This is a genomic window from Lacticaseibacillus boliensis, assembly GCF_054784775.1.
The window spans coordinates 1-16,433 of record NZ_BAAIHN010000011.1; the positions used below are offsets into that span (position 1 = coordinate 1).

General features: G+C 53.5%; 13 protein-coding genes and 1 other RNA gene. 3 read left to right on the top strand and 11 right to left on the bottom strand.

Annotated elements, in window-relative coordinates:
* Positions 1-377 (top strand): transposase (locus ACYVRB_RS06395; RefSeq protein WP_461212776.1); only part of this gene is annotated, 377 nt, incomplete at its 5' end.
* Between the two features lie 136 nt (positions 378-513).
* On the opposite strand, the gene ACYVRB_RS06400 is transcribed toward ACYVRB_RS06395, so the two are convergent.
* The 7 genes from ACYVRB_RS06400 to ACYVRB_RS06430 form a co-directional block, all read right to left on the bottom strand.
* Complete coding sequence (locus tag ACYVRB_RS06400) at positions 514-2,355, bottom strand: ABC transporter permease (RefSeq protein ID WP_461214269.1); 1,842 nt, start codon at positions 2,353-2,355, stop codon at positions 514-516.
* Between the two features lie 6 nt (positions 2,356-2,361).
* Positions 2,362-4,344 (bottom strand): glycosyltransferase family 2 protein, encoded by a 1,983-nt coding sequence (locus ACYVRB_RS06405; protein WP_461214270.1) that lies wholly within the window; start codon positions 4,342-4,344, stop codon positions 2,362-2,364.
* On the bottom strand, positions 4,337-5,431 hold the full coding sequence (locus ACYVRB_RS06410) for a glycosyltransferase (protein ID WP_461214271.1): 1,095 nt from the start codon (positions 5,429-5,431) through the stop codon (positions 4,337-4,339). The genes ACYVRB_RS06405 and ACYVRB_RS06410 overlap by 8 nt, the downstream gene beginning before the upstream one ends.
* A 288-nt stretch (positions 5,432-5,719) precedes the next feature.
* Positions 5,720-6,850: a THUMP domain-containing class I SAM-dependent RNA methyltransferase gene (locus ACYVRB_RS06415; protein ID WP_461214272.1), complete on the bottom strand. Its 1,131-nt coding sequence runs from the start codon at positions 6,848-6,850 to the stop codon at positions 5,720-5,722.
* 96 nt (positions 6,851-6,946) lie between these two features.
* Positions 6,947-7,305, bottom strand: an RNA gene (rnpB, locus tag ACYVRB_RS06420) — RNase P RNA component class B.
* 13 nt (positions 7,306-7,318) lie between these two features.
* Positions 7,319-7,720: a cell division regulator GpsB gene (gene gpsB / locus ACYVRB_RS06425; RefSeq protein WP_461214273.1), complete on the bottom strand. Its 402-nt coding sequence runs from the start codon at positions 7,718-7,720 to the stop codon at positions 7,319-7,321.
* Between the two features lie 87 nt (positions 7,721-7,807).
* Positions 7,808-8,362, bottom strand: a complete 555-nt coding sequence (locus tag ACYVRB_RS06430) for an SLOG family protein (RefSeq protein WP_461214274.1) — start codon at positions 8,360-8,362, stop codon at positions 7,808-7,810.
* A gap of 75 nt (positions 8,363-8,437) precedes the next feature.
* Between ACYVRB_RS06430 and recU the strand changes: the two genes are divergently transcribed.
* Both recU and ACYVRB_RS06440 read left to right on the top strand, forming a co-directional pair.
* A complete protein-coding gene (recU, locus tag ACYVRB_RS06435) occupies positions 8,438-9,052 on the top strand; it encodes a Holliday junction resolvase RecU (RefSeq protein WP_461214275.1) in 615 nt (204 codons plus the stop codon).
* A complete protein-coding gene (locus tag ACYVRB_RS06440) occupies positions 9,045-11,396 on the top strand; it encodes a PBP1A family penicillin-binding protein (RefSeq protein WP_461214276.1) in 2,352 nt (783 codons plus the stop codon). Before recU ends, ACYVRB_RS06440 begins: the two co-directional genes overlap by 8 nt.
* Before the next feature lie 49 nt (positions 11,397-11,445).
* On the opposite strand, the gene ACYVRB_RS06445 is transcribed toward ACYVRB_RS06440, so the two are convergent.
* Genes ACYVRB_RS06445 through ACYVRB_RS06460 form a run of 4 tightly spaced genes read right to left on the bottom strand, consistent with a single transcriptional unit; the run spans position 11,446 to position 16,402 of the window.
* A complete protein-coding gene (locus ACYVRB_RS06445; RefSeq protein ID WP_461214277.1) occupies positions 11,446-14,631 on the bottom strand; it encodes a DEAD/DEAH box helicase in 3,186 nt (1,061 codons plus the stop codon).
* A 34-nt stretch (positions 14,632-14,665) separates the two neighbouring features.
* Positions 14,666-15,133 (bottom strand): deoxycytidylate deaminase, encoded by a 468-nt coding sequence (locus ACYVRB_RS06450; RefSeq protein ID WP_461214278.1) that lies wholly within the window; start codon positions 15,131-15,133, stop codon positions 14,666-14,668.
* On the bottom strand, positions 15,130-15,777 hold the full coding sequence (locus ACYVRB_RS06455; protein WP_461214279.1) for an endonuclease III domain-containing protein: 648 nt from the start codon (positions 15,775-15,777) through the stop codon (positions 15,130-15,132). The genes ACYVRB_RS06450 and ACYVRB_RS06455 overlap by 4 nt, the downstream gene beginning before the upstream one ends.
* A gap of 13 nt (positions 15,778-15,790) precedes the next feature.
* Entirely contained in the window at positions 15,791-16,402 is a 612-nt protein-coding gene (locus ACYVRB_RS06460) for a DnaD domain-containing protein (RefSeq protein WP_461214280.1), read from the bottom strand.
* Positions 16,403-16,433 lie beyond the last annotated feature (31 nt).

The window sequence follows — 16,433 nt, forward strand, 5'->3', positions numbered from 1 at the left end:
TCGTAGTGACCAGCCTGGCCTCCGAGGCTCCAGAGACTTTGTTCAAGACCTATAGACAGCGGGGCAATGCTGAGAACCAAATTAAGGAGCTGAAATGCGGGTTTGGCTTTGACAAAACAGACAGCTCAACTTTTGCACGGAACACTGCACGAGCCTTGATCACCGGTATTGCCTATAACCTGGTTCAGCTCTTTAAACAGCTCTTTGTCTCGGAAGACCGTCGTTCAACCATCTCCTCGCTACGGTTCAGTCTCTTTCACATCGCCGGTAGGATTACTTGGCACGCCCGTCGTGTGGTGATTCATCTTGCTTCTAACTATGTTTACAAGAACTGGTTTAGTCGGCTCATGGACGAAGTCCATCAGTTGGCGACCTGAACTGAATAACTGAATAGGTCGTGCGTCGAGCCGAAAACTGGGTCGGTCTGTTCGTGGTGCATCGATCACCAACTTCTCCGCTCAGTCAGTATTCGCAACGCTCCAAACGTTGCTTTCAGACCGGCCAGATGCGATTTCATGTCCCAAATACCGAGGTGAATAATCCAGGTTTGGTTACTTTGAACACGCCGGTCTTGATAGATTGGCCCCAAACTTGCTTGACCATCACGGAAAATGTTCGGTGCCATTCAGGGATTGCGACGTAATCAAAGCCCAACACCGCCTGCTTGAACTGCTCGCGCGACATGTTCCAATTCTCTTGGCCGACGACTTGATCAGAGAAAAAGTAATATCTCCCCACATAGCCGGCATAATAATTAGCGACGTCGTCCGCATGTGGATCAACAATCGCGACTTTGTTGTGGTTAAGCGTGGTACGTTGCGTCATGATCCGATCCAACTGTTGTGGCAAGGCATTCTTATTTTGCCGATTGGCATACGCGACGCCGTTGGATTCGGAAAACATCATGATGATCGAGAAGATCAATAACACCAATGTGGTGACTTGATAGGCGTTCTTGGTGAAGATGGAATGGAACGTGCGCAGGCTGCGCTTTTCGTAACGCTGTTCGTACATGCTTTCATCCATCACCACCACTGCAACCATTGTGGCCAGAAACAACCCGAAAATCACAATGCTGGACATATAGCGCTCATAACCATCCAGCAACTTGGCTTCACTGTATGGCATGGCCAGGACATACATGCCAAACAAGCTGATGACATACAAGCCAAACATGACATCCAGCCAAACCGCCGTCTTGAGTAATGGATTACGCCGCTTACTCCACAGGCGAATCACCAGCCAACCGATGAGCAACGCCGCATTGATCAGTAAGATGCCACTGGCCGAAAGCGAATGGCCAGACATTAACGTCTGGATCATGCGCCTGCCGATCCCCATGATCTGGGCCGTGGTTTCGTGGGCCAGTTGGTGCTGATAGGCAGCAGTCGAAATCTCATGCTTCGATAAAGTGAAGGTATGTTTGACGTGCCAATTCCACCAGGCAAATGGCAAATAGGCCACGATGCCAGTGGCTAGCATCGCCCCAATCGATGCCAAGCCCTTGCGCCACCAAGCCCCCTTGACGGTGTGGGCAACTTGATTGCCCAGATACACGACCATGACGACCACAAAGAACGTGCCTGAATTCTTCACAAGCAAGATACTGCCGCCGATCAAAGCCACCGTGCCTAGTTGCCACCAAGGATGACGCCGGTAAACGTACACTGCCGCCACCCCAGCGACTGCCAACACGGGCAAGATATAATCCACCAGCAGATTGTTCATGCGAATGGCGATGTTAAAGACGTTCGAAATGGCAATGACGAAGCACAACAGCAGTGAAAACAAGCCTCGCGACTTATCTTTCAACACCCCAAACATCGCGTACAAGCTACTCCAAATCAACAAGAATTGGGCGACTAACATCACGCCTGCCCGGAAGCCCAACAGCTTCACGATGCGGGTGATGAATAGCGCCGTGGCCGGCGGATAGGAAGTGTATGTGATCAAGGCATCATGCGCGCCGGGCAAGCGATTCGTGTACGTCAGAAACTTGACGATCAGGGCCCAATGCGTGTAGTTGTCATAATGGATCAACGGACTATTGTACAAAACGATGCCCATGAAGATACCCATGGCGATCATCCACAGATCAAACAGATGGGTGCCGCTGAATGGAAAATTCAGCTTGCCCAACAACAAGCCCAGCACGACTACCGCAAACAACAAGCACCCTAAGCCGTTGACAAAATACATGCCAAGCAACAGCTGGTGACACATCGCAAAGCCATACATGATCAGGATTTGTAATAAGAAGCTGGTGATCCAGGCCAGATGGACTTCCGCCCCTGCAACGCGCAAGGCAAAATCAAATCCAAATAACGAAAAGACTAATATCAGGATTCCAAACACACGCAACTACTCCTTAAAGTCGGGTCGCTGATTATGGTTGAGCTTAAGCATCAACGCGTCAATGCGCTTGAAGCGCATGACAAAGTTCATGTATAGCTCATCAAAAGGCGTGATCCAACGGTCTTGCGCCGATGGCAACAATTCATTCTCCCCGTCGTAGATCAACTGCAGGTAGTGATTACGATCTGCAGCGCTAGCTAATTTTGTCATAGCGGCACCATAGCCCGGCACTTCCTCTTGGGTCTTGCGGGCAATTTGCCCTGCGACCTTGATCCGGTAGCCATCATGGACCAACCACCCGGTGAAATGGTCGCCATGTGCCAGTTGCGGGCTTTGATCTTTGAAATGAAACGAAAAGCCGCCGTCAGAGATATCTTCAGTTTCGATCGCGGCATCAACCCCATCAACCGTCATCGCGCCTGACACATGGCGCTCAAAGCGTTCTGAATTGCGCACGATCCCGCGCCCTAAGCAGATGAACACACAAAACGATAGGTTGATGAAATGCATGACTAACCAGAACGTGATCACGGAGCCCACCAAGATCTCAGGCCCCCACTTGCCATAGTTGAATACGACAATGGCGACCAACGTCATTGCCCACATGATCAGATACGGTAAGATGTAGAGTTTATCTTTGAACGTCGAACGGGCTTTCTTATTGGTGACTTTGAACTTTTTGGCCTTGATGCCTATCGTTTCCAGCAATACCGGCAGGAACAAGTATGGCGCAAAGAAGGTCTCTTGGACCTCACCCCAGCGCTCATCGCGTATTTTGCTGGAAGCATCGCCTAACACAAAATGCAATAAGAAATAGCCTGGCGCCCATACCACCATCAAGACCCAGAAATTGGCATTCACCACTTGGATCTTAAACAAGGCATACAGCAAAGGCGCCGCAATATAAATCAAACGACGGGAAAACGACCACCAATACAGATATGAATTGATCAAGATGACCCGGTTGAGCAAGGGAATCTTAGGATTCAAGAAAATATGCAAGTTGCGACAACTTTGCATCACGCCTCGCGCCCAGCGGGTCCGCTGCTTGATCACGCCTTTGATATCGACCGGTGTCGTCCCGCTGGATTCAGGCTTTGCCGTGGCCAAGCTCGTATAACCTTCAAAGTTGATCTTGGCACCCAATTCAAAATCCTCTGTCAATGTATCCGTCGGAAAGCCGCCCACAGCATCTACCGCCTCGCGTAAGAAGACCGCGTTGGAGCCGGTGAACAAGGCCATTTGGTTGGCGCCGTTGAGAATGTTCACGTCGCGAGAGAAGAAATCTTGTTCATTGGCGACGATTTTCTCAGAATACAGATTAAACTGGAAAATATCTGCATTGTAGAAACTCTGCGGCGTCTGCACGAACCCCAATGGTGCCGTATCATTGTCATCGGCCAAGCGCTGCGCCCAATTCTGAGTGAAAAACGGTACCGAGTGCATCAAAAACGTTGAAAACGGGATCATATCAGCGTCAAGAATCGCGAATAACGGCGCGTGCAGTTGCTCAAGCGCATGATTGATGTTGCCTGACTTGGCCTGCTTATTATCGGCCATACCGATGTAGCGGATATGGTATTCTTTCGCCAAGGCTGCCGCTTCAGGACGATTGCCGTCGTCACACAACGCAATGGTGACCTTACGCTTGTCCGGATATTTGATGAAAGTCGCGGCGTTGATCGTCTTGCGCAAAAGCCCCACGTCTTCATTATGGGTGCAAATCAAGATATCCACTGCCGGCAACGTCATGTCTGGCGTCAACGGCGGCACTTGGATGCGCTGTTGTTTTTTGTCGTTCAACATCCGCAAGATGATCAAGATGAACGCCGTGAAGTTTGAAAACAGCTCACTGCCCACCAGCAACAGGGCAAAAATCAACACCGGAATGGCCGCATGCCACGGGATCGTGAAGAAGACGCGCCACAACAAATAAATGACTGACAACACCAGTGCCAAAACATATACAAACCGTTTCTTTTTAGACATGCCCATGGGTATATGTTTTCGCCTCCACAAAAATCAACCGTTTTTGCACTTGATAGCTTACCAAAAACAGCAAGAAGTCGATGACCATCTTGACCAGGGTCAAACCCAGCGTGTCTTTGCCCACCAAGTTAAATACCGCGCTCAGCGCCGTCGTGAACAGCCCTGACAAGCTCATCTGCACCACCATCACAGCGATGTATTTCAACAACGTGCGCTCACCTTTGCCATCAAAGACGACATGATGATTCAACAAATAATTTGCCACTGCCGACAACAGGCGCGCTGCCACCGTGGCAAGCATCACAGCAGATAAGTTTGCCGCAGCCAGCAGATGGATAAATAACGCAAATAAGCCGATGTCGACAACAAAGGAAACCAAGCCGCTCAATGCGAACTTAAAGAAGCGCCAATAGATCGCAATCGAGTCTCGAATCACCCGGAAATGCGAACTGCTGTTGCCATCTAAGTAAATCGTTTTGATCGGTTGTTCGACAATTGCCACCCCGTTAGCCTTGGCTTGCAACAACATGGTGAATTCAAACTCGAAGCGGTTGCCTGGCATGTTCAGGGCTTTTTTGGCGTAAGCCATCGGGATCACTCGCAAGCCGGTTTGCGTGTCAGAGACCTTCAGCCCTGTCAACATGCCCACCAACCGATTGGTCAACACATTCCCAAGCCGACTGCGAAACGGAATATCCTTAGAAAACTGTCGACAGCCCATCACCAAGGCATCTGGTTGCAACAAAAACTTTGCCACACATTTCTTCAGATCTGCTATGGTGTGTTGCCCATCGGCATCCAATGTTGCAATACCAAGCAGATCAGGTTCATGCTTGGCAAAATAGGCAAAGCCGGTTTTTAGTGCCGCCCCTTTGCCAATATTGTGTGGATGGTGAAGCACCACCACCTGGTTGGCAAAGCGTGTTTCGATTTCTTTAAAGATCGTTTGCGCGACGGTACCATCATCCACAACCAAGATATGGTCAGTGAGGTTCGCCGAGACGATGCTGTGCAATAAACTGATCAAGCGCTGATCGGGGTCTAATGCTGGAATCAAGACGCCAATCCGTGTGGAATTAGTTAACATAAATGTCACTCCCAATGTTTGCCGTTTTTATACAGAACCCGGCAATAATCCCCATTTATCGCCGTAATATTCGGATTCACTAGCTCAATCATAACATTATAAATATCTTAATTATGGCAATTTTGTGACATTTTAAGGCGTTTTTTTGGAAAATTTGGGACTGAGTTTTTACTTGTCAGGCTTTCGACCATCCTAAGAAACCCCACAGTCTCAATTGTTGAGGTTGTGGGGTTTCTTTGATTAGATTAGCTTGTAGATATTCTTGATGGCTTTGTGAGCTGCCACGCATTATTTATGCGATCGGCTTGCCCAATACTGGAAGTAATCGGTCCGCAACGCCCCGTTATACAGCTTGCGGCGCTTGGTGGCTTTGCTGCCAAAGGCCTTTTCAAAGCCGAGGTCGGCGGTCAAAATATACTTGCTCCAGCCGGTCAGTGGCGCGTAGGTTTGGCCCATTTCGCGGTACAGCTTGCGGGCGGCGTCGAGTTCTCCCAGCCGCTTCCCATAAGGCGGGTTGGCGACAATAACGCCGCGCGGCTTGTCGGTTTTGAAGTCTTTGACGGCCAGCTGTTTGAAGGTGATGTCATTGCCCAAGCCGGCTTGCTTGGCGTTTTCTTGGGCGATCTCGATCATCTCTTGGTTGATATCATAGCCGGAGATGTCGAGTTCGACATCCCAGTCGGCCGCATCCATCGCGTCGTCTTTGACCTTTTGCAAGATCTCAGGAGCGATGAATCGGAAGTCTTCAAAGGCAAAGTGGCGCTGCAACCCTGGGGCGATATGGTGGCCGAGCAACGCGGCTTCGATCGGGAGCGTTCCGGAACCGGTGGTCGGATCGACAAACGGCATGTCGGTATGCCAATTGGTCAGCATGACCAACGCCGCGGCGAAGTTTTCCTTCAGCGGCGCGTCCCCTTTGGCGACACGATAGCCGCGCTTGAAGAGACTTTGACCGGTGGTGTCGATGGTCAACGTGGCAATGTCTTTTAAGATCGAGACTTCCAGCGGATAAGTGGCGCCGGTTTCCGGCAGGCGGCCGCGGCGATGGTAGACGTCTGCGAGTTTGGACACGATCGCCTTTTTGGTGATGGCTTGAACGTCCGGTTCAGAGTGCAGCGTTGAGCGCACGCTCCGCCCGGCAACCGGAAAAGCCGCGTCCATCGGCAGATAATGGTCCCATGGCAAGGCCTTGACCCCTTCGAACAGGTCGTCGAAGGTGGTCGCCTTGAATTGGCCTAAGACGATCTTCACGCGGTCGGCCGTGCGCAGCCAGACGTTGGCGCGGGCGATGGCTTCTTCGTCGCCTTGGAAGTAGACCTTCCCGTTTTCACTGCGGGTCTCATAACCCAGATCCTTCAACTCACGGGCGACCAGCGCTTCAAGCCCGGCGGCCATATGTGCGACTAATTGATATTGCATATTTGCTCCTTCATTGTTCGTATTGCTTCTATTATAGTTCATTAAATGTCGAAAAAAAACGACCCGGATCGCTCCGAGTCGTGCCTGCTTGTAAACCTCTATAAGCCATGTTTTGTTCCAGCTCGCCTTCAGGCAGGTGAGCCTTCAGTAATCATCTATCTCAGCTTACGCTGTTGGGGGCATCAGTTCAAATTCCCTAGCCCTTGCGCCCCTACCAAAGTTTGGGTTACTCGCTCGCGGGGTTTACCCGTTCCAAGCCTAACGTTTCCATTAGGCATCGTCTCTGTGGCACTTTCAGGCGCAACCGCATGGCCGAAGCTTTAGCGATTGCCACCGCCGTTACCGTTGCCGGTACTCAGGCTTATTGGGCCTGACGCGAACACTACAAGCATCGCAGCTTGTGCGGGCATGGACTTTCCTCACCTGACAGATGCCAGGCGCGATTACTCGAAGTTTACAAGTGATGGATTAATATTGATCGATCCCGCTTCCGGAATTGTGGTTGCCAGTATTGTTGGCGCCACCGTCGGACAACTTACTGCCGAAGACGTGACGCTCCAAGTTGCTCAGACGCTTCAAGATGTCATAGTTGGTGACATTCCCGTTAGGTTGTTGCGGCGTTGCCGTTGCAACGTTCTTCGAAACGCTGAGTTGCTTGGTGAGCTCATCTACACGGCTGAATAGTCGGCTATTCTCTTCGTTCAGGCGGTCGATTTCGGCGACGAAACTCTCGTAGTCCCGAATAATCCCATCGAGGAACTCATCGACTTCATCTGGATCATATCCCCGGACTTTGTTCTTAAAACTCTTATCCAAGATATCCTTAGGTCCATATTGGATCTTGAAGGTTGACTCGTTCTTGTTATCCATATCGAACACCTCATCATTACAGCACAGGATACATTTATCATACCATGTCTTCCAAATCCATGCACGAGTTTTCTACAAAATCTGGCATTATTCGTCATTTTCCGCCAAATCACGGGCCGCATCATCAAGATCATCTACCGTGATCGTCGTCACCGGATAGTCGCGGCGGCCGCCTTCTGCCAGCGCCGCCTGATAGCCGTATTGGGTCTTGCCTGGGTAGTCGGTGTCATAGAGAAACAACGCGCCATCGGTGTGTTTCGCCATGAAGCGGTTGTAGCCGGATAACTGCGCCGGCCGCGAATACGGGGCCTGACTGGTGGCAGAGGTAAAGGTGACGCGCTTTTGCAGGCTGTGCAACTTGGCCTGGTTGTCGTCGTTCCATTGATGACCAAAATCAGTGAACGGCAACATGACCGCGATCTGTAAATTTGGATAGGTTGGTTGCAAATCCAGCGCCACTTCTGCGCCCCACTGTTCGACACCAAGCTCGCCGCCGGTGATCAGCCAGTCGAGCCCGTCTTCCAGATAGGCCGTCAAACGGTCTTTTAAGAGATATTTAATCACTTTGAGTTTCGGATCTTCGTCGCCATGAACGCCGAGTTCCCAGGCGCGATAGCCTGATAGCCACAATCGAGATAACACAGTTGGCCTTCTTTCCAGGGGATGCGTTAAGGTTTGGGTGACAATCGTGTATAATGTTGCTAGGAGTGTGATCGGATGCCAATACATTATCCTAATGGTAAGCCATACCAGAAGCAGGCGCAAATCGCCAGCACGCCAGTCGCTTATGGCGGCCGCGGCATGACGCTTGAAGAAGAGCTGAATGCCAGCAACGACTACTATCGCCAAACCAAACAAGCTGTGGTTTATAAAAAGCCGACGCCAATCCAGATCGTGAAGGTCGACTATCCACAGCGGAGCATGGCGGTGATCCGCGAAGCATATTTCAAAACGCCATCGACGACAGATTATAACGGGGTGTATCGCGGCAACTACCTTGACTTTGAGGCCAAAGAGACCAAAAACAAGGCTAGTTTCCCGTTGAAAAATTTTCATCCTCACCAGATCCGGCATTTTGCGGCGTGTCTCGAACAAGCCGGGATCTGTTTTGTCGTGATGCGGTTTGTGACCTTGCACCGCCTGTTCGTTTACCCCGCCAGCGATCTGGTTTTGGCGTGGCAAGCGGCAGATCAAGGCGCGCGCAAGTCGATCCCGTTGGCGACCATTGTTGCAAACGGCTTTGAGTTGCATCCCAAGCTCCAGCCACCGATCCCTTATCTATTGGGAGTCGATTGGTTAATTCAAACAAAGGTAGGAATCTCGCATGAGTAAACAAGCCCCTTCTCGGATGGCTCAGCGCCATAAGCGTTCAGGGAAGTCTGCGCCAAACGGGCGTCTTTGGGTGCGCATCTTGAAGTGGATCGCCATCGTGTTTGTCGTGGCGTTATTGGCTGGGCTGGCGTTGTTTGCATGGTATGCCAAAGACGCCCCTAAAGTGACCGAAAACCGCCTGAAGAGTGCGGGTAGCACCATTATCTATGATGACAAGGGCAAAGAAATCACCACCTTGGGCGTCGAGAATCGGACCTATATCCCAGACGACCAGATCCCCCAGACGCTCAAAGACGCGGTCGTGTCGATCGAAGACCGACGTTTTTATAAAGAAAAGTTTGGCGTCGACCCGATCCGGATCGGCGGCGCGTTCTTCAACAACATTACCAACCGCAGCAACGGTCTGGAAGGTGGTTCCACCCTCACCCAAGAGCTGATCAAGCTGTCTGTGTTCTCGACCAAAGCCAGCGACCAAACGCTACGCCGGAAGGCCCAAGAGGCTTGGTTGGCGATGCAAGTCGCACAGAAGTATTCCAAATCCCAGATCCTTGAGTATTACATCAACAAAGTCTGGATGGACAACAACCAATACGGGATGGCAACGGCGTCGAAATACTACTTCAGCAAACCACTGAAAGATTTATCGCTGGCCCAAACTGCTATGCTGGCAGGGATGCCGCAATCACCGGCGGGCTACGACCCATATAACCACCCTAACGCAGCCAAAGATCGGCGCGATGACGTGATTAACGCGATGTTGCGTGATTCCAAGATCACCGCCCAAGAAGCCGCCGCGGCCAAGGCCACCCCGATCACGGAAGGCTTGGTGCCGCAAAAGAGCACAACCACGACGAACACGAACGACAAAGTGGTCGACTCCTATCTGACTTCAGTCGTCGCGGAAGTCAAAAAGAAGATGAATACCAATCCGTATACGGCCAACCTGCGCATCTATACCAACATCAATATGGATGCCCAAAAAGAGTTGTACAACATTGTCAACTCCGACCAGTACGTGAACTTCCCGGATAACAAGCTGCAAACCGCTGTCACGATGACTGACCCGAATTCCGGTAAGGTCATCGCCCAAATCGGCGGTCGTAAAACCGGTGACGTTCAGCTCGGGTTCAACCGCGCGACGCGCAACACCCGCAGCAACGGATCGACAATGAAGCCACTGATGGATTACGGGCCGGCAATCGAGTATCTGAACTATTCAACTTACCAACAACTCGACGATTCACCTTACACTTACGCCGGCACCGACAAGCAACTGTATGACTGGGATAAGAAGTATCAAGGCATCATCTCGATGCGCAAAGCACTGGTCGGTTCCCGGAACGTACCAGCGGTACGAACACTGGATGCAGTTGGGCTGACGCGGGCAAACAACTTCTTAAAGGGCCTGGGCATCACCCTTTCAAAGAACGAACAATTCCTTTCCAGCGGGATCGGGGCTTCTGTGACAACGGAACAAGAAGCCGGTGCGTATGGCGCCTTTGCCAATGGCGGGACGTATTACAAACCTTACTACATCAATAAAGTCGTCGCCGCCGATGGCACCACCACCAGCTTCGATGCTACCGGGACCCGGGCGATGAAGTCCAGCACTGCGTATATGATTACCGACATGCTCAAAGGCGTGCTGACCGACAGCAGTGGCACTGGTACTGCCGCCAAGGTCTCAGGCCTGCACGAAGCCGGCAAGACCGGGACGACGGACTACACCGATTCGGAGCTCGCGGCTAACCCTGCATTAGGGGCTACGGGAATCTCCAAAGACTCCTGGTTCACCGGCTACACCAAACAACGTGTGATTTCGGTCTGGACCGGCTATGACAAGCCGACTTATGCGGGCTTGAATTACACGCAACAAGAGATTGCGATGAAGATCTACAAATATCTGATGAGCTATGAGTACGATCACAACAACTTGACCAATAGTGATTGGAAGAAACCTAGTTCCGTCTTGGTCGAGCATATCTTGGAAGGCTCAAACCCCGGCACCGCTGTCAGCGGCTCCACTGCCAATACGACGCGGGAGTTGTATGTCAGAGGCTACGGCCCGACATCTAAAACTGCAGTAGCAGGCACCGGCCGTGCAACGACTGACTCGAGTAGCAGCAGCGTCAGCGAAAGTTCTGAACCGTCAAGTTCCAGCTCCAGCATAGAATCTAGTTCCAGCAGCGATTCAAGCTCCAGCATTTCGAGCATCATGTCCAGCTCCAGTGCCGCGACAAGTTCGCAGGCGCCAAGTAGCAGTGCCTCGAGTGCGCCGGCTTCGAGCTCCTCGAGCGCCGCTTCCAGCGCCCCTGCCTCGAGTGCTGCCAGCGCTTCACAATGATAACCTGAAAAATAGCCCACTCCGAATCGATTCGGAGTGGGCTATTTTTTTATTCGCTATCGAGACCCAAGATCTGCTTGATGTCCTCTGGTGTCAGGCTGCCTTTGTTGCCGGTGCCTGAAAGCACCTGGTCGACAAAGTCGCGCTTTTGCGCCTGCAGCTTAAGAATCTGTTCTTCGATGGTGCCTTGCGTCACCAGGCGGTAGACGTCGACTTGGTGTTTTTGGCCGATGCGATGCGCCCGAGCGATGGCTTGATCTTCAACGGCGGGGTTCCACCAGAGATCACACAAGATCACCATGTCGGCGCCGGTCAGGTTCAAGCCGGTACCACCTGCTTTTAGCGAAATCAAGAAGAACTGGCGCTTTCCAGCATTGAAGGCATCGACCATCGCCAGGCGTTCTTTGGCCTTGGTGGCGCCTTGAAGCACGAACGCCGGTAACTTGGCGGCATCCAAGCGGGCTTTGATCTGTGCCAGCATCGTGGTGAATTGCGAGAAGATCAAGACGTGACGACCGTTGGCGGCCGCCTGTTGGATCAATTCGCTGAGTTGTTCGAGCTTACCGGATTCGCCGGTAAATTCAGGCATGTATAACGCCGGCGTGTCGCAGATCTGACGCAGGCGGGTGAGCCCAGCGAGGATCTCGAGACGGTTTTTGACGAAGCCCGACGCCGACAAGCCTGCCACCTTGACCTGCATCTGCTTGAGTTGCGCGAGGTAAACCGTTTTTTGGGCGGTCGTCATCTCGTTAGTGAGCGTGGATTCGACTTTTTCCGGCAGGTCTTTGAGGACTGTCGCCTTCTCCCGACGCAAAATAAACGGCTTGACCTGTAGCGCGATGGTTTCCGGGGAAAGCTGGTTGAACGCCTTTTTGGCCGGCAACAGGCCTGGCATAACCAAAGCAAACAGTGCCCACAGCTCTTCGGCCCGATTTTCAACCGGCGTACCGGAAAGCGCAAAGGTGTTGTGGCGCTTGAGCCGGCGGAGGCATTGGTGGGTCTTGGACCCGGCATTTTTAACATATTGGGCCTCGTCGAGCACCAAATACTGCAAGTCCCGCGCGGCGTAATCGTCAGCATCGCGCAAGATGCTGTTATAGCTAGTGATCAACAGTTCGTGTTGGTCATCTGCGATCATCTCCCGCCGCACCGCCTTAGTGCCATCGACCACGGCCACGTTGATATCAGGCGTGAACTTGTGGCATTCTGCCAGCCAGTTGTAGAGCAAAGACGCCGGCACGACCACCAAGCTGACCTGGTTGGCAGCCAAATGGTCGTGCAAAAACGTCAGCAGCTGCAGTGTCTTGCCCAGGCCCATTTCATCAGCCAAGATCCCACCGAAACCGTGGGCGTTGAGCATCTCCAGCCATTGCACACCGGCCAGTTGGTACGGGCGCAAGGTGGCATGGACTGGACGGGGCGTCATCGGGAAAGCTTCCGGATGAGCGAGATCGCGGGCAAGCGTGGCAAACTGGGCATCAAATTCTGCTGTGTCCCCGAGCGCAGCCTGCACGACCAAGGCTTGCGCTGCCGGTACCTGCACCACCCCACCGCTCGGGCGCCCTTGTTGCCTGAGTTGTTTTAACGCGTGCGACATCTGCGTCAGCGATTCATCGACTTGGACGATACTGCCGTCTGCACGGGTCACGTAAGGCTTGTTGGTTTCTAACTGCGCCAAGATGGCATCGACTTCTGAATCCCCGATGCCGTTGAACGTGAAGTTAACCGCCAACAACCCGCCGCTTTCGCTGACCTTAACCTTGGGCGCTAACGCCGCCCCCGCTTGCAGCCGGGCGGCCAAGGCGGAATCGAGCGTCACGACGCCATTGGCGCGCATATTGGGCAACTCCGCCGTGAAGAAGTGATAAAGCGCCTCTGCGTCGTCGAAATCTCGGCGCCAAACTGAACCCCGTGGCTTGAATCCGAGTCCTTTGAGATACGCGTGGGCTTGTTGTTCTTGGGGCATGTTGCGCGCTACCGGGGTATCAGTGGCCCCGTCTTGGATCAGTGTCCCGTTGTAATCAAAGCTGAGCGTCAACTCAGCGGCATTGCCCGCCCGGTGCAGGTCAAAATGCGGCGTCATCGGCGCCGGCACCAGGTCTGCTGGGGCCTGCACCGTGCCAATTTGATGGAAATATGCCAACAGTGCGACCAGGCTGTCTTTTTCTGCGGCCTTGAAGCGCAAGACTTCCGCCTCTTGATCAACGCCGGCCCGGGCTTGGATCGATGCGATAAAGGTGGTCAACACGTCTTGCTGGGCGGTAGAAATCGTGTAGCAGGTATCGCCGCGAATCACAACATGTTCATCTGGCACCACCCCATCTGCATAGATCCCGACGGCCAGGGCATAATCGCCGTTCGTTTCGGTGACAGTGGCGGTATAGACTGCCGCTTCCGGCGTCAGCGCTTCGAGCTTTGGCGCCGGCCCGACCGGAGTGTTGCCATCAGGGGCAAACACGATGGGTAACTTGGCCAGCAGCGGCTGCAGGTGCTGGAAGCTGCCCAGCGGCAACACCACGTACCGCTTGTAGTCGCTCATGCCCCGCAGCTGATATGATGCCGGTAGCTCCATGCCGGCGATGGTCGCCAACAGCTCCCGCTCTTCAGGTGTGAAGACAGCCGGTGACAGCTTGAAGCGCGCCTTATTGGTGGCGAGAAATTCACCGTTATGGCCATAGGCGTTGAGAAAATCACCGAGTTTGCGGATGATATAGCGCTTGTTGCTGCCGCGCTCACCGATGCGGAATTTCAGCGCAAAGCGGTTGCCGATCTGGTAGGTTTCGTCGACAAAGCGCACCACCACCAGCGTGATTTCCAGTGCCAGCTTCGGTGCCGGGGCTTCAGGCAAGCCGTGAAAATACGCCGGTGCTTGAATGCCAAGTTGGGCAACCAAGCGGGCCCCTTCTGATGTTTTGGTCGCCGCGGAGGGGAAAAGCGTGTGCGGGCGGGCTTCGCCACTGGGATCTGCGATGAAGTCTTCAACGGAATTGGCGTGTTCTTGGGCGTAGATCACCACCGCGGCGACGTGTTTGCAAAAGCCGTGCGCACCAAAAAATGGACAGTCGCAACCGTCTTCTGATGCGTCGACGCCAACGGTCACCACATACGGCCAGGTGCCGTAGACGATCGCGTTGATAACGCCGAGATCAGCGTCGACGTCATCGATTTGCACGTCCCCGTTTTCGACGATTCGCCGGCCACGCGTCCACATGATACTGGGCATTTTTCTATCCATCTCAACCATCCTTTTCTCCGCTTCGGCTACCAGATCACTGTTCGTTCAGCGGCAGGTGGTTGACCGGGACCTGGTGATTGGCCAATAATTCCACCGCGTAAGGGTCGTTGCGGTAGTCGTTGGCGTAATAGATTCGCGAGACCCCGGCTTGGATCAGCGCCTTGGTGCAGTTCAAACACGGGAAAAACGTCACGTACACGGTCGCCCCGCGCGTCGACACACCGTTGAGCGCGCATTGCAAGATCGCGTTCATCTCCGCATGCAGCGTACGGATACAGTGGCCGTCGCGCATGAGGTGGCCGGCGTCGTCGCAATGCGGGTCGCCGGAGATGCTGCCGTTGTAGCCGGTGGCGATAATGCGGTGGTCTTTGACCAACACCGCCCCGACCGTCGCCCGCTCACACGTCGAGCGTTCGGCAACATTGCCGGCCAGTTTCATGAAATAATGGTCCCAAGACTCGCGGTTGGCGTGCCGCTTGGACGGTAAGATCGTATCAGTCATGCTTGTTCCCCCTTGTTGAGTGGTTGATACCATTGGGCAAAACGTTCCCATTCCGGCGGTAACTTTGGATCGCGGGCGGTCAGCCACTCCCGCCCCACCCGGATCAGCGCGCGGTGCAGATTGATCCAGGTGGCTTGTGGCATCAGGCTTTCCAGCCGGCGCTGGATCTGGTCCGGCGTGGCAGACGCGGGAACGATTGCAAAGCCCTTGCAAATGCGGCTGACATGCGTGTCAACGGCGATGCCTGGAAGATTGAACGCATCGGTGCGCACCACCGTCGCGGTTTTGCGCCCAACGCCTGGCAGCGCGGTGAGCTCGGCGTATGTTTGCGGCACCGCCCCGTCGAAGCGATCGACCAGCTGCACGCTTAACGCGTGCAGGTACTTGGCTTTGTTGTGGTACAACCCGAGACGGTCGATGTAAGGTTCGATCGCCTCGGGGGTCGCTTCGGCCATCGCCTTGGCGTCTGGCAGCGCCGCAAACAGCTTCGGGGTCACCGCGTTGACGGCAACGTCGGTGGTTTGGGCCGACAACAACACGGCCACCAAGATCTCAAACGGATTCTTGGCGTTGAGCGTCGGCGGTACGTTAGGATATCGTTGTAACACCGCGTCGAAAAATTCTCGTGCTTGCTCGTCAGTCATGTTGCCCTCCTTGTTAAAGCCGGTTGCGCTGCGCCTGGTAGGCCTGCACTTGTTGCGGGGTCGTCAGGTGTTGTTTCTCCCAGGCGATCAAGATGCGGTCGATGTAGCGCAAAGAATACTTTTGGTTGACCACCGCTTCGCGCAGCGCCAATTCGATGACGCCAGGATCGTAGTGATCGATGTTCAACCAGTCGCTGATGGTTTGCTGCTCGATCGGCGACAGCGGCCGGGCAAACTCGATTTCGATCTGGTTGAAGACGCTGCTGCCAGCACTGCTGGGCACCTGCGTTGTCGCTGTCGGCGTGTCCAGCAGCCGGCGCAACAGCGGCGTGACGTCGTATTGATCGACGCTGTGGCCGGCGTTGTCGGTGTGGCTGACCAACGCGATGGCTTGTTTTTGAATCAGACTGTTGATGGTGGTGTACACCGCACTCGGCGTCATCTTCACCGCCTGCGCAAACGCGGCGGGTTCAGGCGCTTCTGGGTGGTGTTGCCCCCAGCGCGTCAAAAACAAATACACGACAAACTCACTGTGTGTCAAATCACTTTGGGCATAATGGGCAAACAGCGCGTCTGAGAAACTGGTTTGGCCGGTTTGGATGAAGCTATTCAAAGCGTCAGACATGCAATAAATCCCCCTTGAGATAGCACAACAG